Below are 26,149 nucleotides of genomic sequence, written 5' to 3'. Positions count from 1 at the left end.
TGTGTTACGTTAAGTATAACAGAGTTGTGACACGCGTGACCAGCCCCCGATTTTCCTTATCTTCAAGGATTTACCGCTCATTTCGCGCGATGGAACGATTTGCTTAAATAGCCAGCAACGAAAGCGGTGTTATCAGGGAACGTTTAGCGGCCTGCATTCTTCATGATGCGGGCTTTATCCAGTTGCCACTCACGCTCTTTCAGGTCTGAGCGTTTATCATGCTGTTTCTTACCTTTTGCGACGCCGATTTTCACTTTGCACCAGGCGTTCTTCCAGTACAGTGAAAGCGCGACGACGGTATAACCTTCACGATTGACGCGTCCGTACAGGGAGTCGAGTTCGCGCTGGTTCAGTAGCAGTTTACGGGTGCGAGTGGGGTCGCACACGACGTGCGTTGAGGCGACGGCCATTGGCGTAAAGTTTGCGCCGAACAGGTACGCTTCGCCATCCCTGAGAAGGACATAGCTATCGCTAATATTCGCTTTGCCCGCGCGCAGGGATTTAACTTCCCAACCTTGCAGGGCGAGTCCAGCTTCGAACTCTTCTTCAATAAAGTATTCGTGTCGGGCGCGCTTATTCAACGCAATAGTGGCTGAGCCAGGTTTGTGTGCTTTTTTCTTCGTCATAATGCCGCTCAGTATAGGTAATCTGAAATCGAAAAACACCCCATTTCATCCTGCGGGGGATAAGGCGTTATCTTAGCATGAACCTGCGTAGGCCCTGTTGAGGTATAGCGTTTTTTTTACCTGGGGATAAATGGTATTATTTGTTCGATTTATGTTGATGGAAATTGCTATGCCTCAGATTAGCCGGACCGCTTTAGTCCCTTATAGTGCGGAACAGATGTATAAATTAGTGAATGATGTTCAGTCCTACCCTCAGTTTTTGCCGGGATGCGTCGGCAGCCGTGTGCTGGAATCGACGCCGGGTCAGATGACGGCGGCCGTGGATGTGTCTAAGGCAGGGATCAGCAAAACATTCACGACACGTAACCAGTTGACGAATAACCAGAGCATCCTGATGCATCTGGTCGATGGCCCTTTCAAAAAATTGATTGGCGGGTGGAAATTTACGCCGCTCAGCCAGGAGGCGTGTCGCATCGAGTTCCACCTCGATTTTGAGTTCACCAACAAGTTAATTGAACTGGCGTTTGGCCGCGTCTTTAAAGAGCTGGCTTCCAATATGGTGCAGGCGTTTACCGTTCGGGCCAAAGAGGTTTACAGTGTCGGCTAAAATTGTCGTCGAAGTGGCGTATGCGCTGCCCGAGAAACAGTATTTACAGCGTGTGACGTTGCAGGAAGGCGCGACGGTTGAAGAGGCGATTCGTGCTTCCGGTTTGCTGGAACTGCGCACCGATATCGATCTCGCTAAAAACAAAGTCGGTATCTATAGCCGTCCGACAAAACTTGCCGACGTGGTTCATGACGGCGATCGGGTAGAGATCTATCGACCGCTGATTGCCGATCCAAAAGAGTTGCGCAGACAGCGAGCGGAGAAATCGGCAAATAAATAATCATGGATGCCTGAACGCTTATCAGGCCTGCATTCTTTCGGCAAAGCGGGTTCAGGTTCGTCAATAATTAAAAAAGGTGCCAATGGCACCTTTTTTAACACCAGAAAACAATCTTACTTGTTGTCGGTCAACGCTGGCTTATTGTCGATGTTGGTCAACACGCCGTTGCTGTTAAAGGTCAGCGTTAAGGTTTGTTGCGTTACGCCTTCATGACCCGGTTGCTGACGGAACACATAGAACCATGTGTTAGTGCCAAAAGGATCGGACATCATCGGTGTACCCAAAGCATAAGCAACCTGCTGTTGCGTCATACCGACGCGCACTTTGGCGACATCGTTAGCGGTCAGATAGTTCCCCTGGTTGATATCAGGGCGGTAAACCACTCGCTCCAGAGTGGAACAGCCTGCGGTCAACATCAGTAGTACTGCTGCGGCAGCAGTCAGCGTTTTACAGCGCATAGTGATTTTATTCCTTTTCGGGCCCGAGCAGTACGCGGCTCATATGTAATATGCCGATGATAATAGACCTTTCACCACTTTAAAACCTTTTGGTGTCGGGTCTTACGGCGATTTTGTTTTGTACTCAGACCTTAAAGGGTCAAAAAAGTTTACGCAGCCAACAGTTCTTTCGCATTTGCGAGGGTATTACGCGTCACTTCGCTGCCGCCAAGTAAACGAGCCAGCTCCTGTAATCGCGAGCGTTTATCCAGCGGCTGCATATGCGTTTCGGTCATGGCGCCGTCCGTTTCTTTGCTGACAAAGAAGTGCTGATGACCACAACCGGCAACTTGCGGAAGGTGGGTAACGCACATTACCTGAGTTGACTCACCTAACTGGCGCAGCAGTTTACCGACAACGGCCGCAGTAGGGCCGCTGATACCGACATCGACTTCATCGAAAATGAGCGCCGGGGTTTCCATTTTACGGGCAGTAATGACCTGAATTGCCAGCGCGATACGGGACAGTTCGCCCCCGGAAGCGACCTTTGCGATTGGCTGCAATGGCTGACCCGGGTTTGTGGTGACTTTAAACTCTACGCGGTCGGCACCGTCGCTGCTCAGATGATGCTCATCAAATTTCACATCAATAGTGAACTGGCCATGCGGCATCGACAGCGCATGCATGCTTTCGGTGATCAACTGCCCCAGTTCCTGCGCGTCATGCTGACGCTGAGTATGCAGCGCTTTTGCCGTCTCCAGCGCCTGCTGGCGATGTTTGTTCACCGCCAGCGTCAGGGTTTCCAGTGAGTCGGCCTGATCGTCAAGCTGCTGCTGTTCTTCGAGCAGTGACTGATAAAACTGCGGCAGCGCTTCCGGGCTGACGTGATGTTTACGCGCCAGTGAAATCTGCTTAGAAATGCGCTGCTCAAGTTCGAACAGGCGATTGGGGTCTAAATCCAGACGGTCGCAATAGTGACGCAGTTCGTCGCTGGCCTCAGTTATCTGGATTGTGGCCTCCTCCAGCATATCCAGAATGCCAGACAGTTTGCTGTCCATGCCCGTCAGTTCGGTGACTAACTGTTTTGCCGTGTACAGCTGGCTTTGCAGATTGACGTCTTCGCCATCAGCAAGCAACGTCAGCGCATTCTGGCTGGTCGTCAGCAACTGGCCGCTGTTTGCCAGTCGTTTATATTCTTCATCAATTTGCTCAAACTCACCGGGCTGCGGGTTAAATTCGTTCAGTTCTTTCAACTGATATTGCAGCAGCTCCATACGTGCGGCGCGTTCCTGGCTTTGCTGTTGATGATGCGCCAGATCGCGGCAGCTTTGATGCCACAGTTGATAGCGTGAGGACATTTCCTGAATCAGAAGTGCTTCGTTGGCGTAGCCGTCGAGCAGGGATTTTTGATGTTCAGACTTGGTCAGTAGCTGATGCGCATGCTGGCCGTGAATTTGAATGAGCAACTGGCCCAGTTCCCGTAACTGGGAGAGAGGCACGGCGGTGCCGTTGATGAAGCCGCGGGAGCGACCGTCGCTGCTAATGACGCGGCGAAGTAAGCACTCACGCCCTTCTTCCAGTTGGTTTTCTTCCAGCCAGCGCAGCGCTGCTGGCGTATCTTTCAGTGAGAAGCGGGCGCACAGGTCTGCGCGGGTTGCTCCCACCCGCACCATGTCGGCGTCTGCACGGCCACCCAGACACAAGCCGAGCGCATCAATCGCAATAGACTTACCCGCGCCGGTTTCACCGGTAATGACGGTCATTCCGCTCTGGAAATCGATCTCAAGTTCACGAACGATAGCAAAATTGCTGATGGTCAGTTGTGCCAACATAGCTGTTTTCCTGTATGAAAAACCATAACTGTGATTACATACAGTATAAACTGGTTTTTTATACAGTAAAGAGGGCGGCGTTAAATTAGAATAATTTTTTTGACCAGCCTAGTTTTGTGCTTAATGTGTTGAAATAACTGTAATCTTTAGGGTGTATCAGGTTCAGATGGTAGTCACAGCGGCGGATCAATACATCTTCACCTTCCTGTATGGGCAGGGCAATCTGACTGTCGCAACTGATTTCGAGGTCGCTACGGCGGTGTGAGAAACGCAAACGAATCGTGCTGCTGCCGTTAATGACCAACGGGCGTGCGGATAGGGTGTGTGGGAACATCGGCACCAGCGTGATGGCGTCCAGCGACGGCGTCAGAATGGGGCCGCCCGCCGAGAGTGAATAGGCGGTGGAACCGGTCGGCGTGGAGATGATCAGACCATCGGAACGCTGAGAAAAGGCGAAGGTTTCGTCGATATACACTTCAAATTCAATCATGTGCGCCACTTTTCCCGGGTGCAGCACGACTTCATTGATGGCGGTACTGATGCGTTTCTGGCAGTTTTGCTGGCAGACCTGAGCTTCCAGTAAAAAGCGTTTCTCGGCGATATAATGGCCTTCCAGTACGTCCGCGAGTTGTTGCAGGGCGTTGTCCGGGTCAAGGTCGGTCAGGAAGCCGAGATTGCCACGGTTAATGCCGATCACTTTGATGTCATAGCGCGCCAGCGTGCGCGCCGCGCCGAGCATATTGCCATCCCCGCCGACAACGACGGCGAGATCCGCCAGTTGACCAATTTCCGCCAGCGTGCCGGTTTTTACATTTTTCAGCTGTAATTCGTGGGCGATCTGCTGCTCCACGATGACCTCGTAACCTTTTGTGCATAGCCAGCGGTAAAGCATTTCATGTGTCGTCAGTGCAGTGGGGTGACGTGGATGTCCCACAATGCCAATACACTTGAAATGATTGTTCATTTTCTCGAGGTCCTTGTAGCGAAGATTGATGACAATGTGAGTGCTTCCCTTGAAACCCTGAATCTGATCCCCATAATAAGCGAAGTTAGCGAGATGAATGCGAAAAAAAAACGCGGAGAAATTCATGAGTAGTAAAGAACAGAAAACGCCTGAGGGGCAAGCCCCGGAAGAAATTATCATGGATCAGCACGAAGAAGTTGAGGCGGTTGAATCAGACGCTTCTGCTGAGCAGGTGGATCCGCGCGATGAAAAAATTGCGAATCTGGAAGCGCAGCTTGCTGAAGCCCAGAATCGCGAACGTGACAGCGTGTTACGTATCAAAGCGGAAATGGAAAACCTGCGCCGTCGTACCGAGCTGGACGTAGAAAAGGCGCATAAGTTCGCGCTGGAAAAATTCGTCAATGAGCTGTTGCCGGTTATCGATAGCCTGGATCGTGCGCTGGAAGTGGCGGATAAAGCGAATCCAGATATGGCGTCAATGGTCGAAGGCATTGAGCTGACGCTGAAATCCATGCTGGATGTCGTGCGTAAGTTCGGCGTAGAGGTGATTGCTGACACCAACGTACCGCTGGATCCGAACGTGCATCAGGCGATTGCGATGGTGGAGTCTGAGGATGTTACCCCGGGTAACGTGCTGGGCATTATGCAGAAAGGCTATACGCTGAACGGTCGTACTATTCGCGCGGCGATGGTAACGGTGGCGAAGGCGAAAGCGTAATTTGCCATCCGTAGTGCCGGGTGGCGGCATTCGCCGTACCCGGCCTACAGCATTACTCTGAGATACTCTCCCGCAACGGTTTCACCGGCAAGACTTTAACCTGCTTAATCATATTGTCCTGGACGTCGAGAATATCGATATCGTACTGGCCAATGCGCACGCGCGTTCCGGCGATGGGGATCTCTTCCAGCGCTTCCAGAATCACGCCGTTTACCGTTCGCGCATCGTCTTCCGGCAGGTGCCAGTTAAAGGCTTTGTTGATTTCCCGCACGTTGGCGCTGCCGTCGATAATCACTGAACCGTCATTCTGCGGCGTGACCTCTTCCGCCAGCGTTGGCGACATCGAGGTAGTGAAGTCGCCGACAATCTCTTCCAGAATATCTTCGACCGTCACCAGCCCCTGAATATCCCCGTATTCGTTGACCACCAGCCCGACTTTCTTTTTATTACGCTGAAATTTTACCAGCTGCGTGCTGAGCGGCGTGCCTTCCGGGATGAAGTAGATCTCATCGGCGGCGCGCAGCATGGTCTCTTTAGTGAACTCTTTTTTCTCGGACATTAACCGCCAGGCTTCGCGCACGCGCAGCATGCTGATGGCGTCATCCAGCGAGTCGCGGTAAAGCACAATGCGCCCGTGCGGCGAGTGAGAAAGCTGGCGGACGATCGATTTCCAGTCGTCATTGATATCAATGCCGATAATTTCGTTGCGCGGCACCATGATGTCATCCACGCTGACCTTTTCCAGATCCAGCACTGAGAGCAGCATGTCCTGGTTGCGGCGGGAGATTTGCGAGCGGGATTCATTCACGAGCGTGCGCAGTTCGTCTTTACTCAGAGAGCCGCTGATGACGATATCCGTTTTAATGCCCATCATACGCATCAGCAGCCGGGTAATGGTGTTAAGCAACCAGACCAGCGGCATCATCAGCACCTGCAAAGGCGCCAGCAGAAAACTGCTGGGGTAGGCCACTTTTTCCGGGTACAGCGCGGCGATGGTTTTCGGCAGCACTTCCGCAAATACGAGGACGACAAACGTCAGTACGCCGGTGGCAATCGCCACGCCCGCATCGCCGTACAGACGCATACCGACGATGGTGCCGATGGCTGAGGCGAGAATATTGACCAGGTTATTACCGATCAGAACCAGGCTTATCAGTCGATCCGGCTTGCGCAGTAGTTTTTCCACGCGCTTTGCCGGACGGTTGCCCTGTTTTGCCAGGTGGCGAAGACGATAGCGGTTCAGCGTCATCATGCCGGTTTCGGAACCGGAAAAATAGGCTGAAATAACCACCATGATGATCAGTGTGACGATCAGCGTGGTAGTGGAGATATGTTCCAGGGGGTGCTCCTTTAAGACTTAGCTTACAAACTGCTGCAATACGCGGCTGCCGAAATAGGCCAGCGTCAGAATGCCTGCGCCCGCGACGTTAAACCATACGACCCGACGTCCGCGCCAGCCTTCGTGGTAATGTCCCCACAACAGAACAATATAGACAAACCATGCCACGATAGAGAGAACGGCTTTGTCGATATTTTCCATGCTGAACAGGTTATGCATGTAAAACAGGCCAGTACACAGCGTGAGCGTCAGCAGCACCACGCCAATCTGCGTGATGTGAAACATTTTGCGCTCAATGCTCATCAGCGGGGGCATTTCATTATTGAACGCCAGCTTTTTGTTTTTGAGCTGATAGTCGATCCATGCCAGCTGCAACGCATACAGCGCGGCAATGATCAATGTGGCGTAAGCGAACAGCGACAGGCCGATGTGTATCATCATACCTGGCGTGGCTTCGAGGTGGGTGATGTACTCGTTCGGCATGAACGTGGCGAAGGCCAGGTTAATCAACGCAAAGGCGTAGACAACAGGCAGCAGCAGCCAGCCGCGATTGCGTGAAGCGACAATTGTCATGACGGTACAAATCATCAGGCTGACCAGCGAACCGACGTTCAGCAGGCTCAGGTTTTGACCGCTTTCGCCGCCGGGCAGGATTCGGGCTTCCAGCGCAAAAGCATGGCACACCAGCGCGATGACCGCAGAAAGGATAGCCATACGCCGCCAGCCGCTGTTTTTTTGCAGCAAAGCAGGAACGATCAGCGCGAGGCTGATGGAATAGGCGACAAGAGCGAGTAAAGCAAAAACGGGCATAGGAGTGTCGACAGTTGGCCAGTGAGAGAGAAGCAGTATAGCGTTACGTGACCGCTGCTCCAACCGTTGCATAACAACAAAGGCGGCTTCATGTTATACTGCGACAAAATTCTGTATATGTGTCGCGCTAGCGACCAACCGTTTCCACCCCAGGCGAGAGACAATGTTTGATAATTTAACCGATCGTTTGTCGCGCACGCTGCGCAATATCAGTGGCCGTGGACGCCTTACTGAAGACAACGTTAAAGAGACGCTGCGCGAAGTGCGCATGGCGCTGCTGGAGGCTGACGTTGCGCTTCCTGTAGTGCGAGAGTTTATCAATCGCGTAAAAGAGAAAGCGGTTGGTCATGAAGTTAACAAGAGCCTGACGCCGGGGCAGGAGTTCGTCAAGATTGTGCGCAACGAACTGGTTGCGGCGATGGGCGAAGAGAACCAGACCCTGAATCTGGCCGCGCAGCCGCCAGCCGTCGTGCTGATGGCGGGCTTGCAGGGCGCCGGTAAAACCACCAGCGTCGGTAAGCTGGGTAAATTCCTGCGCGAGAAGCACAAGAAGAAAGTGCTGGTCGTCTCTGCCGACGTTTATCGCCCGGCGGCGATCAAACAGCTGGAAACCCTGGCGCAGCAGGTTGACGTCGATTTCTTCCCGTCTGACGTCGGTCAGAAGCCGGTTGATATCGTCAATGCCGCACTGAAAGAAGCGAAACTCAAATTCTACGACGTGCTGCTGGTGGATACCGCTGGTCGCCTGCACGTCGATGAAGCGATGATGGACGAAATCAAACAGGTCCACGCTTCTATTAATCCGGTAGAGACCCTGTTTGTGGTCGATGCGATGACCGGTCAGGATGCCGCGAATACCGCGAAAGCGTTTAACGAAGCGCTGCCGTTGACCGGCGTGGTGCTGACGAAAGTCGACGGTGACGCCCGTGGCGGTGCCGCGCTCTCTATTCGTCATATCACCGGCAAGCCGATTAAATTCCTCGGCGTTGGCGAGAAAACCGAAGCGCTGGAGCCGTTCCACCCGGATCGTATCGCGTCCCGTATTCTCGGCATGGGCGACGTGCTGTCGCTGATCGAAGATATTGAAAGCAAAGTTGACCGCGCGCAGGCTGAGAAATTAGCCAGCAAACTGAAAAAAGGCGACGGCTTTGATCTGAACGATTTCCTCGAACAGCTCAACCAGATGAAAAACATGGGCGGTATGGCGAGTCTGATGGGCAAGCTGCCGGGCATGGGCCAGATTCCTGACAACGTGAAATCGCAGATGGATGACAAGGTGCTGGTGCGGATGGAGGCGATCATCAACTCGATGACGCTGAAAGAGCGCGCGAAGCCAGAAATCATCAAAGGTTCCCGTAAACGCCGTATCGCAGCCGGTTGTGGCATGCAGGTACAGGACGTTAACCGTCTTCTGAAACAGTTCGACGACATGCAGCGCATGATGAAGAAAATGAAGAAAGGCGGGATGGCGAAGATGATGCGTGGCATGAAGGGTATGATGCCGCCAGGCTTCCCGGGTCGTTAATCGGCCTGGCTTGTTTGCCATTTCGGCACCGGGGTGTGCTCGCCATCCTCACGTACTGCGTGTACGCTCCGGTGGCTGCGCGCACACCGGCACCGAACTGCCTGCACCGCCGACGGCCTTTTATAGCAGAGTTATCAACTGCTGATTGCATTTTCCCCAGAAATCAGTAAAATTTTCGGGCTTTTAATATGACACCCGGGCTCCGTTCCTCGATGGGGCCTGGGTGTTTTATTCACACAAGAGGATGTTATGGTTACTATTCGTTTAGCTCGTCACGGCGCTAAAAAGCGTCCGTTCTACCAGGTTGTTGTTACCGACAGCCGTAATGCACGCAACGGTCGCTTCATTGAGCGCGTTGGCTTCTTCAACCCGATCGCCAGCGAAAAAGAAGAAGGCACCCGCCTGGATCTGGATCGCATCGCTCACTGGGTTGGCCAGGGCGCGACTATTTCTGATCGCGTTGCAGCGCTGATCAAAGCAGCAAACAAAGCAGCTTAATCTGTCACGGTGGTCATGATGAGCAAGCAACTCACTGCGCAAGCGCCCGTTGAACCCATCGTTTTGGGGAAAATGGGGTCGTCTTACGGTATTCGTGGGTGGCTCAGAGTGTTTTCTTCCACCGAAGACGCCGAAAGCATTTTTGACTATCAGCCCTGGTTTATCCAGAAGGCGGGTCAGTGGCAGCAAGTACAGCTGGAAAGCTGGAAGCACCACAATCAGGATCTGATCATCAAGCTGAAAGGCGTTGACGATCGTGATTCGGCGAATCTACTGACTAATTGCGAAATTGTCGTGGATTCCTCGCAGTTGCCTGCGCTGGAAGATGGTTCCTACTACTGGAAAGACCTTATGGGCTGCCAGGTAGTGACCACTGAAGGCTACGATCTCGGTAAAGTCGTCGATATGATGGAAACCGGTTCGAATGACGTCATCGTCATCAAGGCAAACCTGAAAGATGCGTTTGGTATCAAGGAACGTCTTGTGCCGTTCCTCGATGGGCAGGTTATCAAGAAAGTCGATCTCGCTACTCGTACTATCGAAGTAGATTGGGATCCTGGTTTTTAAACCACCGGATAAACGGTAAAAGTCGGCGTTATGGGGATTGGCTTGTGTTTATAGGTATCGTTAGCCTGTTTCCTGAAATGTTCCGCGCAATTACCGATTACGGGGTAACTGGCCGGGCAGTAAAAAATGGCCTGCTGAGCATCCAGAGCTGGAGTCCTCGTGATTTCACGCATGACCGGCACCGTACCGTGGACGATCGTCCTTACGGCGGCGGACCGGGGATGTTAATGATGGTGCAACCCTTGCGGGACGCCATTCATGCAGCAAAAAGCGCGGCGGGTGAAGGCGCTAAGGTGATCTATCTGTCACCTCAGGGACGCAAGCTTGATCAAGCGGGCGTCAGCGAACTGGCAACGAATCAGAAACTGATTCTGGTGTGCGGTCGCTACGAAGGAATAGATGAGCGCGTGATTCAAACCGAAATTGACGAAGAATGGTCAATCGGCGATTACGTACTCAGTGGTGGTGAGTTACCAGCAATGACGCTGATTGACTCCGTTTCCCGGTTCATTCCGGGGGTTCTGGGTCATGAGGCTTCGGCAATCGAAGATTCCTTTGCCGATGGATTACTGGACTGTCCACACTATACTCGACCTGAAGTGTTGGAAGGGATGGAAGTACCGGCAGTATTGCTGTCAGGAAACCATGCTGAGATACGTCGCTGGCGTTTGAAACAGTCGCTGGGCCGAACCTGGCTTAGAAGACCTGAACTTCTGGAAAACCTGGCTCTGACTGAAGAGCAAGCAAGGTTGCTGGCGGAGTTCAAAACGGAACACGCACAACAGCAACATAAACATGATGGGCTGGTCTGAGACCCCCAAATATCAGTTTACCCAGGATAAGAGATTAAATTATGAGCAACATTATTAAGCAACTTGAACAAGAGCAGATGAAGCAGGACGTACCTTCCTTCCGTCCGGGTGATACCGTGGAAGTGAAAGTATGGGTTGTTGAAGGTTCCAAAAAACGTCTGCAGGCATTCGAGGGCGTGGTTATCGCTATTCGTAACCGCGGTCTGCACTCTGCATTCACTGTTCGTAAAATTTCCAACGGCGAAGGCGTTGAGCGTGTCTTCCAGACTCACTCTCCGGTAGTTGACAGCATTGCTGTTAAACGTCGTGGTGCCGTTCGTAAAGCTAAACTGTACTACCTGCGTGAGCGTACTGGTAAGGCTGCTCGTATTAAAGAGCGTCTTAACTAAGATATCGCTCAGGCGACATCCTGTAAGAAAGGGCTGGCCAGTTGGCTGGCCCTTTTTTTATCTTCGTGAAGCTCACAACGTTAACCATTAGTTCATAAATCATTTACAATGCCCGTTCGTTACGGGAGGGGCAGTGGTTATCGGTACATTTCGTCAGCCTGCGTATCAACGCAACGCGACATGGCTCGCGATGTTTGCGATCCTGCTGATCGTGGTGGCGCCGCTTATCTCCGTCTCGTTGCAAAAAGATCCCATGAGCGCCATGCCTGGTATGCATCATGACATGAGCATGATGGCTGAACATGTTGGACATCATGGGCAGTCTTCATCAATGCCGATGCCTGTCGATCACGGTGAAGCGTGCGGGTATTGCGTCCTCCTGACCCATGTTCCTAGCCTGATGCTGGCGCTGGTCATCCTGTTGTCCGGGATGCTGCTCAGACAAAAGCTGACGCCGCCACGCCCGGTTGTTAAACACTGGCATTTCTTCCCCTGGCTTTATCCCGATACGCGCGCACCGCCGCGCAGGTCTGCTGTTTCCTGAATCTAACAATACGTTTGTGCGCATAAGCGTCACGACACATGTGTGCTTTCTCTGAGGAAAAGTATGACAACCTGCACTCCGCGCGCGGCATGGATAACCCTGCTGCGACGTTTTCATTTCTACACAGGTCTGTTTGTCGGGCCATTTATCTTTGTGGCGGCCTTAACCGGTACGCTCTACGTTGCGACGCCGCAACTGGAAGAGGCGCTCTATGCACCGGCGCTACAGGGCACAGGGCAAGGAGAGCGGCAACCGCTGGCGGCGCAAATCGCCGTTGCCCAACAGGTGACGGGAGGGCATTTACGACTGCATGCCGTTCGTCCCGCTCTTGAAGAGGGCGCAACGACGCGGGTGATGTTTGCCGACCCCGGACTTGCCGCTTCCGAGAACCGGGCGATTTTCATCGATCCAGTGACGCTGGCGGTGAAAGGCGATATGACGGTCTATGGCACCAGTGGCATTTTGCCCCTGCGTCAGTGGATTGATTATGCTCACCGCTCTTTGCTATTGGGGGATATCGGGCGAATTTACAGCGAGCTGGCGGCCTCCTGGATGTGGGTTGCGGCGACTGGCGGCATTATGCTCTGGTATTTCACCCGACCAAAACGTCGGCTGAATAATCGGGTGCAAAATAACCGGCGTTTACACGTAATGCTGGGGTGGTTATTGCTGGCGGGGATGCTGCTGTTCTCGGCAACCGGTTTAACCTGGTCCCAGTGGGCCGGAGGCAACGTGGATAAAATGCGTGCGGCTTTTGGCTGGCTGACGCCGCAGGTGAATACGCAGCTTTATGGCGACGAACGCCCTGCTGATGAACATGCCGAGCATCATGCCGGGCAGGAAATGCCGGTTATGCATATGGATGTCAGCCAGTTTGATGCGGTTCTGCATACGGCGCAGGCGGCGGGAATTGATGCTAAAAAGCTGGAGATTCGTCCGGCCAAAGATGCGCAACATGGCTGGACGGTAACTGAAATTGATCGCCGCTGGCCGACACAGGTTGATGCGGTATCAGTAGACGCCGCAACCCTGCATGTTATCGACCGGACGCATTTTGCTGACTTTCCGCTTATGGCAAAGCTGACGCGCTGGGGCGTCGATTTCCATATGGGCATACTGTTTGGTCTGCCAAATCAGTTACTGCTGATCGCCTTCGGCATCGGGCTTTGCCTGATGATTATTATCGGCTACCGTCTGTGGTGGATTCGCCGACCGGCCAGGTCAGGCGTTAACCCGGCGCAAACGCTGATGCAGTGTTGGCTTACGTTAGGTTGGCCGGGAAGGTGCGGGGTTCTGGTGCTGGCTGCCGCCCTGGGGATGGCGATGCCGGTGCTGGGAGGCAGTCTGCTGGTATTTATCGTTATCGACTGGCTGCGCTGGTTCAGCACGTCTCGCGCCGCCCTTGCGCAGCCAGTTGACTAACATTACGGCGTGCTGATGACGACGGCAACGCGGCGGTTTTCAGCACGACCTTTCGCGCTCTGATTGCTGGCGACCGGGTGTTTTTTACCTAAACCCTGTGTCGTCAGATTGCCGCGTGGGATGTTGGCACCTTCGGCCCAGGCGTCAGCAACCACATTGGCGCGCTTGAGCGACAATGCCTCGTTATAACTGTCTTCGCCGTAGTTGTCAGTATGGCCATCCATACGGGCATGTTTCAGCCCGGTGGCTGCCAGCCTGGAGGCCATCTCACGGATTTGCTGCTGGCTTTCCGGGCGTAACTTATAGTCGTTTTTATCAAATAAAATGTTGTCAGACAGCCCCAGAGACCAGTCGCCTGCTGATTCAGTAAATCCATAGGATTTCATTGCCGCAACTTGTTCGGGCGTAAATTTCCCCTGCGGCGTCTGGCAACCCGCCAGAATCAACGCTATCAGAATGATCGGGGAGAAAAGTCGCTTTAGCATATATCTATTCCTGTTATTTAATTGAACGTTCAGAACGCTGATGTTTGGCCTGATACATATTACGATCGGCCAACTCTTGTAATTTTTCTGCGGAAGCATGTTCCCACGTCAGCGCGAAACCAATACTCAGCGTCATACTCGCCAGATGCCCGTTATGCAGATCAAAGGGGCGATTAAATTCTTGCGATAATGCCGAACAAATGCGTTTAACTTCGTACTCCGAATGCACGTTGTAAAGCACCATGGCGAATTCATCTCCGCCAAGTCGATATGGCTGGTGGTGATTGCCGCCAAACTCCGCCAGTCGCCGGGCGACCTCGATCAAAACGCGATCTCCTGCGGCATGCCCCCATGTATCGTTAATGAATTTGAAGTTATCGCCGTCCAGAAATAGCAGCGCCGAACAGCTACGGGCGGAGCTGTCGTTCATCAACTCGGTTATGCTGTTACGAAAGGCGGCACGATTAGCAAGACCAGTAAGGGGGTCGTGCAGCGCGGTACGCAAAAGCTGGGCGTTTTTAGCCTGTAGCCGCAGTTGCCACTCTTCCATCTCATCCAGCAGGCTGTTGAAATCCTGAGCAAAAAGATGGAACTCTTCAATGCGTTCCTCAGAAACGCGACGTGAAAAGTTACGGTTCGTGCGTACATCATGTACCACATCGGTGATGTTTTGCAGCGCGTCCACCACGCCATTATGCAAATAACGCGTGAGCATTAACGCAATGCCGGATGCGAGCAAAATACACCCGGTAAGAACCGCCAGCGAGAGCCAGATAAAATGACCAATCAAGCTGTCGCGCGCGGTCAGGCAGACCTCGCCGATAATTTTGCCATTGTGCCAGACGGGCTGAGTCACCGGCAGCGGGAAAAGCCACTGGCTGATCAGGCCATTGAGCTTATCGTCCGACGCTTGTACGTCATAGTACCAGGAGGCGATCACCTTCTGGTTTTTATCGCGAACCTCTGCGGCCGAGAACTGCCCCTGGCGCCCCAGCGCGGCCAGCGTTTCTGTCGCGGCGACGCCATCGGAAAACACCAATGCGGCCTCAAGACTATGGGTCATTGTCGCGGCAGTCAGATCCAGATTTTTTTGCGCATATTGTTTCAGCGTCAGGACAGAGGCGACGCAAAGCAGCAGCCAGATCAGCAGCATGGTGACCAGTACGCTGATCATGTTGATCCGGCGTAATGTACGCTTAAAGGTCGGGCGCGTTGTAGGGAAAAAATCCTTATCCATGCTTTTGATTCCGTGCAAGCATCAATACGTCGGGGTTCACTCTTACGCCACTGCGTGACAGGGAATCCAGATTTACGGAAAATCTGACTTCATCATTGTTTATGATCAGACAAAATGCGCTGCCAATAATGCATTCAGTATTTTGTTCGGCAATTAATAACAATGCCTTAGACGGATATTTATTCGTTAATTCTACCTGATACGCCGGAGATTCACTGCCGAAATAAAAGCCATCGCAACGGGCTGTCAGAGCTTCCTGCTCCGTGCGGATGATGACGGGCAGATAAGGTAATGACCTGGCGCTGTTGTCGTTCAGCACATCGGCAAAACGAGACGAGGCGAAAATACATAGCCGTGGAGGGCCAGATAATGCAGGCCAGCGTGTATAGCTGACGATACCGGAAACGATTGAGCGTACAGATTTCGCTTCTTCTGTGATGCCCTGAGCATACAGTGGTAATCCTGCCAGTAATAGCGTTAGCAGGAGTATGAGTCGGTGAGAAAAGCTCATAAACAGGTGCCCACCAGCGTCAGTCAAAAAGCATCAAAATACATCCGTGATTGTTTGCAGCAAAATAACATTATTTTGCCTGTCAGTCATTACACCATGCCGATTAATGGTATTTCCTTAAGTTAAATCCCATACTTATTTATTGGTAAGGTCTTAATTAATTTAGCCGCATTGAGCGAACACCTTCGTCTGCGCCTTTTTGCCAGGCATCATGCAATTGACGGGCGTTTTCAACCGTGTCGCAACTGGCGGGAAATGTTTTCCCGGCCAGTCCTCGGGCGTGGACAAAGTTTAACTGGCAGGTTTTTCGCTGGCCTTCGGCGTAGCCCTTAAGATATTGCGTTCGCTCCACGTCAGGATCGTTCCAGGCGTCAGCTAGTGTTTCGTTATCTTTGACGGCAACGCCTGAAATCGCATCTTCGATACCGGCGCTATACCAGTCGGTCGCGGTCCAGGTGGGAGCATGCGTGTAAGGATCGATCTGACATCCGCTGATGAATAAAACAAATAAGGCGCCTGCGAAACGCTTCATTGCCTGTTCTCCTGTGTTTTTCAAAGCATAGTGGATGCGCAAATATAATGATGTAAATTTTTATGTACGATTTGAATGGCGTTAATTGCGAGATAAATGGCTTGTGTAAAGTAAAATTTACGGAATGTGGATTGAAATCTTTACCGATTATGTTATCGTTACGCCATCCTCTGTGAGGATCATTTATCGCAAACGAGCTAAACAGGATCGCCATCATGCAAAAAGACGCGCTGAACAACGTACACATTACCGACGAACAGGTTCTGATGACCCCGGAACAACTCAAAGCGGCGTTCCCGCTGAGTTTGTCGCAAGAGGCGCAAATCGCCCAGTCACGTAAAACAATTTCTGACATCATCGCCGGTCGCGATCCGCGTCTGCTGGTGGTGTGCGGCCCTTGTTCTATCCACGATCCTGAAACCGCTCTGGAATACGCACGTCGATTTAAAACTCTTGCCGCAGAGGTCAGCGATAGCCTCTACCTGGTAATGCGCGTCTATTTTGAAAAACCCCGCACCACTGTCGGCTGGAAAGGGTTGATTAACGATCCTCATATGGATGGCTCGTTTGATGTGGAAACCGGCCTGAAGATTGCGCGTCAACTTCTGGTGGAACTGGTGAACATGGGCTTGCCGCTGGCGACGGAAGCGTTAGATCCAAACAGCCCGCAATACCTGGGCGATCTGTTTAGCTGGTCGGCAATCGGCGCGCGTACGACCGAATCCCAAACCCACCGTGAAATGGCCTCTGGCCTTTCCATGCCCGTTGGCTTTAAAAACGGGACGGATGGCAGCCTGGCGACGGCGATTAACGCCATGCGTGCCGCTGCTCAGTCACACCGTTTTGTCGGTATCAACCAGGCGGGGCAGGTCGCTCTGCTGCAAACGCAGGGCAACCCGGATGGCCATGTCATTCTGCGCGGTGGGAAAGCGCCAAACTACAGCCCGGCAGATGTCGCGCAGTGTGAAAAAGAGATGGAACAGGCAGGACTCCGCCCGTCTCTGATGGTAGATTGCAGCCATGGTAACTCGAATAAAGATTACCGTCGCCAGCCTGCCGTGGCAGAGTCTGTGGTCGCGCAGATCAAAGACGGCAACCGTTCCATTATTGGCTTGATGATTGAAAGTAATATTCACGAAGGCAACCAGTCCTCCGAGCAACCGCGCAGTGAAATGAAATACGGCGTGTCTGTTACGGATGCGTGTATCAGTTGGGAAGCCACGGATGCACTGCTGCGTGAAATTCATCAGGACCTGAACGGCCAACTGGTGGCGCGTGTAGCATAAGAGGTTGGTTATGGTTGCTGAGTTGACCGCGTTACGCGATCAAATAGATGAAGTGGATAAGGCGCTGCTGGATTTACTGGCTAAGCGCCTGGAGCTGGTGGCCGAAGTCGGTGAAGTGAAAAGCCGCTTTGGGCTGCCGATTTACGTGCCTGAGCGTGAAGCGTCTATGCTGGCTTCGCGCCGTGCGGAGGCGGAAGCGCTTGGCGTTCCTCCTGATCTGATTGAAGACGTCTTGCGTCGGGTGATGCGTGAGTCTTACTCCAGTGAGAATGACAAAGGGTTTAAGACGCTTTGTCCTTCTCTGCGCCCGGTGGTTATCGTCGGCGGCGGCGGTCAGATGGGCCGTTTGTTTGAAAAAATGCTCACGCTGTCGGGATACCAGGTACGCATACTTGAGCAACAGGACTGGGGACGGGCGCAGGAGATCGTGGCCGATGCCGGGATGGTGATCGTAAGTGTGCCGATTCATATCACGGAGCAGGTGATCGCGAAATTACCGCGTTTGCCTGCGGACTGTATTCTGGTCGATCTTGCATCGGTTAAAAACGGACCGCTACAGGCGATGATGGCGGCGCACGATGGCCCGGTACTGGGCTTACACCCGATGTTTGGCCCGGACAGCGGCAGTCTGGCAAAGCAGGTGGTTGTCTGGTGCGATGGCCGTCAGCCGGAGGCGTATCAGTGGTTCCTTGAGCAAATTCAGGTGTGGGGCGCGCGGCTGCATCGGATTAGCGCCGTTGAGCACGATCAGAATATGGCGTTTATTCAGGCGCTGCGTCACTTTGCGACGTTCGCTTACGGTTTGCACCTGGCGGAAGAGAATGTCCAGCTGGAACAACTGCTGGCGCTGTCGTCACCGATTTACCGTCTCGAACTGGCGATGGTTGGGCGACTGTTTGCGCAGGACCCGCAGCTGTATGCCGATATTATTATGTCGTCGGAAAATAACCTGGCGCTGATCAAACGCTACTATAAACGTTTTGGCGACGCGATTGGTTTGCTGGAGCAGGGCGACAAGCAGGCCTTTATCGACAGTTTCCGCAAGGTTGAGCATTGGTTTGGTGATTACGCCAAACGCTTCCAGAACGAAAGTCGCACGCTGTTACGCCAGGCGAACGATAGCCGACAATAAGTGAGATGCCTGATGGCGACGCTGGTGCGTCTTATCCGGCCTACAAAATTGCATGAATCGTAGGCCGGATAAGCGTAGCGCCATCCGGCATTATCAAACAGTTAGTTCGGATCGACAGGCACAACGTTCTCGCTGGGGTAGCAGCCCAGTACCTTCATTGAGCGGGTAATTTCCCCCAACTCTTTCAGCGCTTTTTTCATCTCCGGTGATTCCAGGTTGGCCTGGATATCGAGATAAAACATCTCTTCCCACGGGTTGCCGTGAATCGGACGGGACTCCAGTTTGGTCATGATCAGGTTGTGATTGCGCAGCACCAGCAGCGCCTCAACCAGCGCACCTGCCTGTTGACCCGTGGCGATCAGCAGCGTGGTTTTCGCCGGGACCTGGTCGGAAACATTGACGGCTTTGCGCGCCAGCACCACGAAACGGGTAATATTCTGCGTCTGGTTGGCTTCGATTCGTTCCAGCACCTGTAGCCCATGCAGCACGCCACCGGCTTCGCTACCCAGTGCCGCCACGCGTGGAGAGTTCGCCTGCGCCACTTTTTCCATCGCCGCAGAGGTGCTTTCAGTGTACTCAATCTTCCAGTGCGGATAGCGGTTAAGGAATTTACTGCACTGCTGGAACGGCTGCGGGTGGCTGTAGACCGTCTCAATGGTGTTTAAATCGGTCGTCCCTGAAACCAGCACGCAATGGTCGATGGTAATGGTCATCTCGCCCACGATAGAGAGGCTGGTGTGCTGCAACAGATCGTAGACGTCGTTGATCGCGCCTGAACTGGTGTTCTCAATCGGCACGACGGCGTAGTCCGCTTGCCCGGTTTCGACCTGATTAAAGATATCAGCGAATTTTGCGCAGCCGCTTTCAATAAACTGTTCAAAGTGGCGGGCGGCATACTGACGCGCAGCGAGGTGCGAGTACGACCCTTTTGGTCCAAGAAAGGCAATACGCGCTGAATGCGGGTTAATTTTGTTCAGATGTTGCTGCAACAGCGCCTGCTGGGTAAGGACGGAATCTTCAATGATGAGCTGGAACAGGCGAGTAATATAGTGCGCGTCCAGATGATGGGTTTTGCCAAGCGCGATCAGCCTGTCCAGCAGGTCGCGCTCGCGGTCGATATCACGCACCGGGCGATGAGAAAGCAGCTTCGCTTTCCCGACTTCAACGGCCAGTTCACGACGCTCCGCCAGTAAGGCCAGTAATTTTACATCCAGAGCGCTTATTTTCTCTCGCAGCGCCAGTAACGGGTTTTCCGATGTCATAGTGTTGCCTTTCTTGTTATCAATAAAAAAGGCCTCCCGTGTGGGAGGCCTTATTGTTCGTCTTCGCATTCTTTTTCACACGACGAAACGCCTCCCATTCAGGGGAAGGTAAAAAAGAATGCGAAGAAGAACGGGATAAGTTTCATGTCAGTTTCCTTGAGCGACTTCAGTAAAGTACCCGTACTGTTTTAATCCTGTCAACAAAAAACGCGCCCGAAGGCGCGTTGGCGATACACTCAATGTAAGGGACTACTCTTCTTCTGCTTCGACGAAGTTGGCGTCTTTTACTGAAGTTGTGGCACGACGGGCTTCGCCTTTGTGCTGCACTTTATTGAGCTGCCGTTCCAGCTTGTTGATCAAATCGTTAATGGCGGCGTACATATCTTCGTGTTTTGCGCTGGCGACCAGATGTCCGTTCGGGGTATTGATGGTGGCATCAGCGATGAAACCCTGTGGCTCCTTAGACAGAATGATATGTGGATTAATCAGGTGAGTTTGCCATTTTTCTAGTTTGGCGAGACGGTCTGCGACATGCTGGCGTATTGCCGGAGTAATTTCCATTTGTTTACTGGTAATGTTCATTGTCATAAATTTTACCTCTTGTCTTTCCCGTCTTGGTGATTCCAGCATACCGTTCCCAATGTCAAAAAGCGTGATTTAAATCACATTATTTTGTCACTTTTTGTCAAGGAAGCCTTTTTGTGAGTTATCGCAGGAACAACGGATTTTTTACTTGAGGAATAGCTGAAAGGGGGCCATATTTGACGGGATGCGTTGTACTGAAACCGCTTCAGCAACAGCGTAAAATGGATAAAAAAACGGCAGCCTTCGGGCTGCCGTTTTGCGTTCAGTACGCAATCAGGTGTTGCGACCATTGGCGGCGATAATTTTCGCCACTTTGTCAGCCTGAGTCGTCATCTGCATCTGACGATAAGCGTTTTCCATCAGCGGCAGAGCGTCGCGCGTCGCCTGCGTATCCGGGAAGTCGCGCAGCATACCTTCCACACGGTTTACCACGGCAACCCATGCGCCGCGAGCGGTGTAGTAGTCGGCAACGGAGTATTCATACTTCGCCAGACGATCTTTCAGGAAGACCAGACGTTTGGTGGCGTCGGTCGTGTACTGGCTGTTCGGATAGCTACGCACCAGCTTTGAGAAATCATTGAATGCAGCTCGGGCGTGCTGCGGATCGCGATCGCTACGATCGACGCCGAAGAAACCTTGCAGCGCGCTGTCATCCAGCGCCATATTGGTCAGACCGCGCATATACATGACATAATCAATATTCGGGTGCGTCGGATTGAGGCGAATAAAACGATCGATGGCGGCCTGAGCTAACGGCAGATCGGCGTTTTTGTAGTAGGCGTAGATCAGATCCAACTGCACCTGCTGAGAATACGGTCCAAATGGATAACGGTTATCCAACGCTTCCAATTGCGTTATTGCCTGTTTCCAGTTACCGTCCTGCAGCTTTTGCTGGGCAGTCGCGTAGATTTCGTTAGGCGGATTATCGGGCACCTCTTCCTTTGAACCAGAGCAACCCGCCAAAAACAGGCTCAACGTGGCTGCTGCCACCAGATATTTCATGCGCGTCATGACGTTTTGACTTTCCTCAAAATGTTTTACGGGAGATTCTCTGTTCCTGCTCCCGGTTAAGACCAGCTACAATAGCACACTATATTAAACGGCAAAGCCGTAAAACCCAACGTTAAACGAAGAAGCTGTATATGGCACAACGAGTACAACTCACCGCAACGGTATCCGAAAACCAACTCGGTCAACGCTTAGATCAGGCTTTGGCCGAAATGTTCCCGGATTATTCACGTTCGCGCATAAAAGAATGGATTCTCGATCGGCGCGTGCTGGTCAACGGTAAACTTTGCGATAAACCGAAAGAAAAAGTATTGGGCGGCGAACAGGTTTCCATTAACGCGGAAATCGACGAAGAGATCCGCTTTGAGCCGCAGGATATCCCGCTGGATATCGTCTACGAAGATGACGATATCCTTGTCATCAACAAACCGCGCGATTTAGTGGTTCACCCTGGCGCCGGTAATCCTGATGGTACGGTACTGAACGCGCTGTTGCATTACTACCCGCCGATTGCTGACGTACCGCGCGCGGGTATTGTGCATCGTCTGGATAAAGACACCACAGGTCTGATGGTGGTGGCGAAAACGGTTCCGGCGCAAACGCGACTGGTGGAGTCTTTGCAGCTGCGTGAAATCACCCGTGAGTATGAAGCGGTCGCGATCGGACATATGACGGCGGGCGGTACGGTAGATGAACCGATCAGCCGTCACCCGACCAAACGAACCCATATGTCAGTGCATCCAATGGGGAAACCTGCGGTGACTCACTACCGCATCATGGAACATTTCCGTGTGCATACGCGTCTGCGGTTGCGTCTGGAAACCGGACGTACGCACCAGATCCGCGTGCACATGGCGCATATCACGCATCCGCTGGTGGGCGATCAGGTGTATGGCGGTCGTCCGCGTCCACCGAAGGGGGCATCGGAAGCGTTTATCTCCACGTTGCGTCAGTTTGATCGCCAGGCGCTGCACGCGACGATGCTGCGTCTTTACCATCCGATTTCCGGTATTGAAATGGAGTGGCATGCGCCGATTCCGCAGGATATGGTGGAGCTGATTGACGTGATGCGCGCTGACTTCGAAGAACATAAGGATGATGTAGACTGGCTATGAGTAAGCTAATTGTTCCGCAGTGGCCAATCCCGGAGGGGGTTGCAGCCTGTAGTTCTGTACGTACAGGCGGTGTCAGCTTACCGCCTTACGATTCTCTGAATCTGGGCGCCCATTGCGGCGATAACCCGGAACATGTGGAAGAGAATCGCAAGAGACTCTTTGCTGCGGGCAATTTGCCGTCAAAACCCGTCTGGCTTGAACAGGTGCATGGCAAGGACGTGCTGAAACTCACCGGCGAGCCTTATGCATCCAAACGTGCGGATGCGTCGTACAGCAATACCCCCGGTACCGTTTGCGCGGTGATGACGGCGGACTGTTTGCCCGTGTTATTTTGTAATCGCGCGGGAACGGAAGTGGCGGCGGCTCATGCGGGCTGGCGCGGATTATGTGAAGGTGTGCTGGAAGAGACGGTCGCCTGCTTTGCCGATAAACCTGAAAACATTATCGCCTGGCTGGGTCCGGCTATTGGCCCTGCTGCTTTTGAAGTGGGGGCTGAAGTGCGTGAAGCGTTTATCGCAAAAGATGCGAAGGCGAGCAGCGCATTTCAGGCGCGCGGCGAAAAATATCTGGCGGATATTTATCAGCTTGCGCATCAACGTCTGGCGAATGTGGGAGTTGAAAGCGTCTATGGCGGCGATCGCTGTACTTACAGCGAAAGTGAGACTTTCTTCTCTTATCGTCGCGACAAGATCACAGGTCGTATGGCAAGTTTTATTTGGCTGATATAACCTAAAGAATCAAGACGATCCGGTACGTGTAATTTTCTTTTCACATAATTCAGGTCATTCACCTTGAATAATTGAGGGATGACCTCATTTAATCTCCAGTAGCAATTTTGACCTGTTATGGGAGGAGTTATGCGTCTGGATCGTCTTACTAATAAATTCCAGCTTGCTCTTGCCGATGCCCAGTCGCTCGCACTGGGGCACGACAACCAATTCATCGAACCTCTTCATTTAATGAGCGCCTTACTGAATCAGGAAGGGGGATCGGTACGTCCTTTATTAACGTCCGCTGGCATTAATGCTGGCCAGTTACGCACGAGTATTGATCAGGCGCTGAGCCGTTTACCGCAGGTGGAAGGCACCGGCGGCGACGTACAGCCGTCTCAGGATCTGGTGCGTGTACTGAATCTTTGCGACAAGCTGGCGCAAAAACGTGGGGACAACTTTATTTCGTCGGAACTGTTCGTTCTGGCTGCGCTTGAGTCTCGCGGCACGCTGACCGACCTACTGAAATCGGCCGGGGCGACCACCGCCAATATCACTCAGGCAGTTGAACAAATGCGCGGAGGTGAAAGCGTGAACGATCAAGGGGCTGAAGACCAACGTCAGGCCTTGCAAAAATATACCGTCGACCTGACCGAGCGCGCGGAGCAGGGCAAGCTCGATCCGGTGATTGGTCGTGATGAAGAAATTCGCCGTACCATTCAGGTACTGCAACGCCGTACTAAAAACAACCCGGTATTAATTGGTGAACCGGGGGTCGGTAAAACGGCGATTGTCGAAGGGCTGGCGCAGCGAATCATTAATGGCGAAGTGCCGGAAGGGCTGAAAGGCCGCCGCGTACTGGCGCTGGATATGGGCGCGCTGGTGGCCGGGGCGAAGTATCGCGGTGAGTTTGAAGAGCGTCTGAAAGGCGTGCTGAACGATCTCGCCAAACAGGAAGGCAACGTCATCCTGTTTATCGATGAATTACACACGATGGTCGGCGCGGGTAAAGCCGACGGCGCAATGGATGCCGGGAACATGCTGAAACCGGCGCTGGCGCGTGGAGAACTGCACTGTGTGGGCGCCACGACGCTGGACGAATATCGCCAGTACATTGAAAAAGATGCGGCGCTGGAACGTCGTTTCCAGAAAGTGTTCGTCGCGGAACCGTCTGTGGAAGATACCATCGCTATTCTGCGTGGTCTTAAAGAACGTTATGAGCTGCACCACCATGTGCAGATTACTGACCCAGCGATTGTGGCGGCGGCAACCTTATCTCACCGCTACATTTCCGATCGCCAGTTGCCGGATAAAGCCATCGACCTGATCGATGAAGCTGCATCCAGCATCCGTATGCAGATTGACTCCAAGCCGGAAGAACTGGACAGGCTCGACCGCCGTATTATTCAGCTCAAGCTGGAACAGCAGGCGTTAATGAAAGAGTCTGATGAGGCGAGCAAAAAACGCCTCGATATGCTCAACGAGGAACTGGATGATAAAGAACGCCAGTACTCTGAATTAGAAGAAGAGTGGAAAGCAGAGAAAGCCTCTCTGTCCGGTACGCAGACCATTAAGGCTGAGCTGGAGCAGGCGAAAATCGCCATCGAACAGGCGCGTCGTGTGGGCGATCTGGCGCGGATGTCTGAACTTCAGTACGGCAAAATCCCCGAGCTGGAAAAACAGCTGGAAGCGGCGACTCAATCTGAAGGTAAAACCATGCGTCTGTTACGCAATAAAGTGACGGATGCGGAAATAGCTGAAGTGCTGGCGCGGTGGACGGGGATTCCGGTTGCCAGAATGCTTGAAGGCGAACGTGAAAAACTGCTGCGTATGGAGCAGGAATTACACAGCCGCGTGATTGGGCAGAATGAGGCCGTTGAAGCGGTATCGAATGCCATTCGCCGTAGCCGTGCGGGACTGGCCGACCCGAATCGTCCAATTGGTTCGTTCCTGTTCCTTGGGCCGACCGGGGTAGGTAAAACCGAACTGTGCAAGGCACTGGCAAACTTTATGTTTGATAGCGATGACGCGATGGTGCGTATCGACATGTCTGAGTTCATGGAAAAACACTCCGTGTCTCGTCTGGTTGGCGCGCCTCCGGGATATGTGGGTTATGAAGAGGGCGGTTATCTGACGGAAGCGGTACGTCGTCGTCCTTATTCCGTCATACTGCTGGACGAAGTTGAGAAAGCGCATCCTGATGTATTCAACATTCTGTTGCAGGTGCTGGATGATGGCCGTCTGACGGACGGGCAAGGGAGAACGGTCGACTTCCGCAACACGGTTGTCATTATGACCTCAAACCTCGGTTCCGATCTGATCCAGGAGCGTTTCGGTGAGCTGGATTACGGCCATATGAAAGAACTGGTGCTTGGTGTGGTCAGCCACAACTTCCGCCCGGAATTCATTAACCGTATAGATGAAGTCGTGGTATTCCATCCGTTGGGTGAAAAACATATCGCTTCTATTGCACAGATCCAGTTGCAACGTCTGTACAAACGTCTGGAAGAGCGCGGGTATGAAATCCATATCTCTGATGATGCGCTGAAATTGCTGAGCGCGAATGGTTACGATCCGGTTTACGGGGCGCGTCCATTGAAACGTGCAATTCAGCAGCAGATTGAAAACCCGCTGGCGCAGCAAATCTTGTCTGGTGAGCTGATTCCGGGTAAAGCGATTCGTCTGGAGGCGAATGACGATCGCATTGTGGCAGTGCAGTAAGTCACAAATAATAAAAAACGGGCCCATTCGGGCTCGTTTTTGTTTAAAAACCAGGCAAAAATAAAAGGGTGATATGCAAAACGTCCAAAAAACGAACGGTTGATAAGTTTTTTCTAATTTCCCCTTGTCAGGCCGGAATAACTCCCTATAATGCGCCTCCACTGACACGGAACAACGGCACACAGGCCGCCGGGT

The 26,149-nt window shown here is 52.7% G+C and carries 29 protein-coding genes and 1 other annotated feature; of the genes, 15 read left to right on the top strand and 14 right to left on the bottom strand.

The features are described from left to right. Positions 1 to 143 precede the first annotated feature (143 nt). A complete protein-coding gene (gene smpB, locus OGV50_RS22390; protein ID WP_012134708.1) occupies positions 144 to 626 on the bottom strand; it encodes an SsrA-binding protein SmpB in 483 nt (160 codons plus the stop codon). A gap of 169 nt (positions 627 to 795) precedes the next feature. Between smpB and ratA the strand changes: the two genes are divergently transcribed. After that, positions 796 to 1,233: a type II toxin-antitoxin system toxin RatA gene (gene ratA, locus OGV50_RS22385; protein WP_024130854.1), complete on the top strand. Its 438-nt coding sequence runs from the start codon at positions 796 to 798 to the stop codon at positions 1,231 to 1,233. After that, a complete protein-coding gene (locus OGV50_RS22380; RefSeq protein ID WP_012134706.1) occupies positions 1,223 to 1,513 on the top strand; it encodes an RnfH family protein in 291 nt (96 codons plus the stop codon). Before ratA ends, OGV50_RS22380 begins: the two co-directional genes overlap by 11 nt. A 113-nt stretch (positions 1,514 to 1,626) precedes the next feature. Here the strand turns inward: OGV50_RS22380 and bamE are convergent, their stop codons facing one another. The 3 genes from bamE to nadK form a co-directional block, all read right to left on the bottom strand. Beyond that, positions 1,627 to 1,971 carry an outer membrane protein assembly factor BamE gene (gene bamE, locus OGV50_RS22375; protein WP_012134705.1) on the bottom strand — a complete coding sequence of 115 codons (345 nt, stop codon included), beginning with the start codon at positions 1,969 to 1,971 and terminating at the stop codon, positions 1,627 to 1,629. Positions 1,972 to 2,120: 149 nt separating this feature from the next. Then, entirely contained in the window at positions 2,121 to 3,782 is a 1,662-nt protein-coding gene (gene recN / locus OGV50_RS22370; RefSeq protein ID WP_134769153.1) for a DNA repair protein RecN, read from the bottom strand. Between the two features lie 85 nt (positions 3,783 to 3,867). Beyond that, on the bottom strand, positions 3,868 to 4,746 hold the full coding sequence (gene nadK / locus OGV50_RS22365; protein WP_024130853.1) for an NAD(+) kinase: 879 nt from the start codon (positions 4,744 to 4,746) through the stop codon (positions 3,868 to 3,870). Between the two features lie 124 nt (positions 4,747 to 4,870). Between nadK and grpE the strand changes: the two genes are divergently transcribed. Beyond that, positions 4,871 to 5,464 (top strand): nucleotide exchange factor GrpE, encoded by a 594-nt coding sequence (grpE, locus tag OGV50_RS22360; protein WP_024130852.1) that lies wholly within the window; start codon positions 4,871 to 4,873, stop codon positions 5,462 to 5,464. 52 nt (positions 5,465 to 5,516) lie between these two features. Here the strand turns inward: grpE and OGV50_RS22355 are convergent, their stop codons facing one another. Next, positions 5,517 to 6,803, bottom strand: coding sequence for an HlyC/CorC family transporter (locus OGV50_RS22355; RefSeq protein ID WP_047461874.1), 1,287 nt, complete (start codon positions 6,801 to 6,803; stop codon positions 5,517 to 5,519). Positions 6,804 to 6,821: 18 nt separating this feature from the next. Next, positions 6,822 to 7,613, bottom strand: coding sequence for a cytochrome C assembly family protein (locus tag OGV50_RS22350; protein ID WP_012134700.1), 792 nt, complete (start codon positions 7,611 to 7,613; stop codon positions 6,822 to 6,824). 163 nt (positions 7,614 to 7,776) lie between these two features. Between OGV50_RS22350 and ffh the strand changes: the two genes are divergently transcribed. The 7 genes from ffh to OGV50_RS22315 all read left to right on the top strand — a co-directional run bounded on the left by ffh (position 7,777) and on the right by OGV50_RS22315 (position 13,370). Then, the gene (gene ffh / locus OGV50_RS22345) at positions 7,777 to 9,138 is read left to right on the top strand and encodes a signal recognition particle protein (protein WP_012134699.1); all 1,362 of its coding nucleotides are present in this window, start codon (positions 7,777 to 7,779) and stop codon (positions 9,136 to 9,138) included. A 249-nt stretch (positions 9,139 to 9,387) separates the two neighbouring features. Continuing rightward, positions 9,388 to 9,636, top strand: a complete 249-nt coding sequence (gene rpsP, locus OGV50_RS22340) for a 30S ribosomal protein S16 (protein WP_012134698.1) — start codon at positions 9,388 to 9,390, stop codon at positions 9,634 to 9,636. 18 nt (positions 9,637 to 9,654) lie between these two features. Then, positions 9,655 to 10,203 (top strand): ribosome maturation factor RimM, encoded by a 549-nt coding sequence (gene rimM / locus OGV50_RS22335; protein WP_024130851.1) that lies wholly within the window; start codon positions 9,655 to 9,657, stop codon positions 10,201 to 10,203. 44 nt (positions 10,204 to 10,247) lie between these two features. Then, the gene (trmD, locus tag OGV50_RS22330) at positions 10,248 to 11,015 is read left to right on the top strand and encodes a tRNA (guanosine(37)-N1)-methyltransferase TrmD (RefSeq protein ID WP_024130850.1); all 768 of its coding nucleotides are present in this window, start codon (positions 10,248 to 10,250) and stop codon (positions 11,013 to 11,015) included. A 41-nt stretch (positions 11,016 to 11,056) separates the two neighbouring features. Further along, positions 11,057 to 11,404, top strand: coding sequence for a 50S ribosomal protein L19 (gene rplS / locus OGV50_RS22325; RefSeq protein ID WP_012134695.1), 348 nt, complete (start codon positions 11,057 to 11,059; stop codon positions 11,402 to 11,404). A 190-nt stretch (positions 11,405 to 11,594) separates the two neighbouring features. Then, the gene (locus OGV50_RS22320; RefSeq protein ID WP_286488805.1) at positions 11,595 to 11,948 is read left to right on the top strand and encodes a DUF2946 domain-containing protein; all 354 of its coding nucleotides are present in this window, start codon (positions 11,595 to 11,597) and stop codon (positions 11,946 to 11,948) included. A gap of 63 nt (positions 11,949 to 12,011) precedes the next feature. Then, positions 12,012 to 13,370: a PepSY-associated TM helix domain-containing protein gene (locus OGV50_RS22315; RefSeq protein ID WP_047461878.1), complete on the top strand. Its 1,359-nt coding sequence runs from the start codon at positions 12,012 to 12,014 to the stop codon at positions 13,368 to 13,370. A gap of 2 nt (positions 13,371 to 13,372) precedes the next feature. Here the strand turns inward: OGV50_RS22315 and OGV50_RS22310 are convergent, their stop codons facing one another. The 4 genes from OGV50_RS22310 to OGV50_RS22295 form a co-directional block, all read right to left on the bottom strand. Then, complete coding sequence (locus tag OGV50_RS22310; protein ID WP_047461881.1) at positions 13,373 to 13,855, bottom strand: OmpA family protein; 483 nt, start codon at positions 13,853 to 13,855, stop codon at positions 13,373 to 13,375. Between the two features lie 13 nt (positions 13,856 to 13,868). Continuing rightward, positions 13,869 to 15,092, bottom strand: coding sequence for a diguanylate cyclase DgcN/YfiN (dgcN, locus tag OGV50_RS22305; protein ID WP_047461882.1), 1,224 nt, complete (start codon positions 15,090 to 15,092; stop codon positions 13,869 to 13,871). Continuing rightward, positions 15,085 to 15,603 carry a regulatory sequestration protein YfiR gene (gene yfiR / locus OGV50_RS22300; protein ID WP_047461885.1) on the bottom strand — a complete coding sequence of 173 codons (519 nt, stop codon included), beginning with the start codon at positions 15,601 to 15,603 and terminating at the stop codon, positions 15,085 to 15,087. Before yfiR ends, dgcN begins: the two co-directional genes overlap by 8 nt. A gap of 157 nt (positions 15,604 to 15,760) precedes the next feature. Continuing rightward, positions 15,761 to 16,135: a DUF2799 domain-containing protein gene (locus OGV50_RS22295; RefSeq protein ID WP_047461887.1), complete on the bottom strand. Its 375-nt coding sequence runs from the start codon at positions 16,133 to 16,135 to the stop codon at positions 15,761 to 15,763. 215 nt (positions 16,136 to 16,350) lie between these two features. Here OGV50_RS22295 and aroF point away from each other — a divergent pair, with 215 nt between their 5' ends. Together aroF and tyrA are read left to right on the top strand one after the other, a co-directional pair. After that, positions 16,351 to 17,421: a 3-deoxy-7-phosphoheptulonate synthase AroF gene (aroF, locus tag OGV50_RS22290; protein ID WP_047461890.1), complete on the top strand. Its 1,071-nt coding sequence runs from the start codon at positions 16,351 to 16,353 to the stop codon at positions 17,419 to 17,421. 10 nt (positions 17,422 to 17,431) lie between these two features. Beyond that, positions 17,432 to 18,553, top strand: coding sequence for a bifunctional chorismate mutase/prephenate dehydrogenase (gene tyrA, locus OGV50_RS22285; protein ID WP_047461893.1), 1,122 nt, complete (start codon positions 17,432 to 17,434; stop codon positions 18,551 to 18,553). A gap of 101 nt (positions 18,554 to 18,654) precedes the next feature. Here tyrA and pheA read toward each other — a convergent pair whose 3' ends face one another. From pheA to bamD, 4 genes are all read right to left on the bottom strand, one after another. Further along, positions 18,655 to 19,815 carry a bifunctional chorismate mutase/prephenate dehydratase gene (pheA, locus tag OGV50_RS22280; protein ID WP_047461896.1) on the bottom strand — a complete coding sequence of 387 codons (1,161 nt, stop codon included), beginning with the start codon at positions 19,813 to 19,815 and terminating at the stop codon, positions 18,655 to 18,657. A 22-nt stretch (positions 19,816 to 19,837) separates the two neighbouring features. Continuing rightward, positions 19,838 to 19,962, bottom strand: a sequence feature (Phe leader region). Beyond that, positions 19,914 to 19,961 carry a pheA operon leader peptide PheL gene (pheL, locus tag OGV50_RS22275; protein WP_101706155.1) on the bottom strand — a complete coding sequence of 16 codons (48 nt, stop codon included), beginning with the start codon at positions 19,959 to 19,961 and terminating at the stop codon, positions 19,914 to 19,916. Its footprint overlaps the feature before it by 48 nt. Positions 19,963 to 20,064: 102 nt before the next feature. Continuing rightward, positions 20,065 to 20,403, bottom strand: a complete 339-nt coding sequence (raiA, locus tag OGV50_RS22270) for a ribosome-associated translation inhibitor RaiA (protein ID WP_024130845.1) — start codon at positions 20,401 to 20,403, stop codon at positions 20,065 to 20,067. A gap of 270 nt (positions 20,404 to 20,673) precedes the next feature. Next, positions 20,674 to 21,411, bottom strand: coding sequence for an outer membrane protein assembly factor BamD (bamD, locus tag OGV50_RS22265; RefSeq protein ID WP_012134683.1), 738 nt, complete (start codon positions 21,409 to 21,411; stop codon positions 20,674 to 20,676). Between the two features lie 131 nt (positions 21,412 to 21,542). Here bamD and rluD point away from each other — a divergent pair, with 131 nt between their 5' ends. From rluD to clpB, 3 genes are all read left to right on the top strand, one after another. Then, positions 21,543 to 22,523, top strand: a complete 981-nt coding sequence (gene rluD / locus OGV50_RS22260) for a 23S rRNA pseudouridine(1911/1915/1917) synthase RluD (RefSeq protein WP_047461899.1) — start codon at positions 21,543 to 21,545, stop codon at positions 22,521 to 22,523. After that, positions 22,520 to 23,251: a purine nucleoside phosphorylase YfiH gene (yfiH, locus tag OGV50_RS22255; protein ID WP_200092824.1), complete on the top strand. Its 732-nt coding sequence runs from the start codon at positions 22,520 to 22,522 to the stop codon at positions 23,249 to 23,251. Before rluD ends, yfiH begins: the two co-directional genes overlap by 4 nt. Before the next feature lie 129 nt (positions 23,252 to 23,380). Then, positions 23,381 to 25,954, top strand: coding sequence for an ATP-dependent chaperone ClpB (gene clpB / locus OGV50_RS22250; protein WP_024130844.1), 2,574 nt, complete (start codon positions 23,381 to 23,383; stop codon positions 25,952 to 25,954). The last annotated feature ends 195 nt before the right edge of the window (positions 25,955 to 26,149 follow it).

The organism is Citrobacter sp. CK180 (assembly GCF_030333655.1).
Taxonomy (GTDB): domain Bacteria; phylum Pseudomonadota; class Gammaproteobacteria; order Enterobacterales; family Enterobacteriaceae; genus Citrobacter_B; species Citrobacter_B koseri.
The sequence above is the reverse complement of the archived record's forward strand: the minus strand, read 5'-3'. Positions and strand labels throughout refer to the sequence as shown.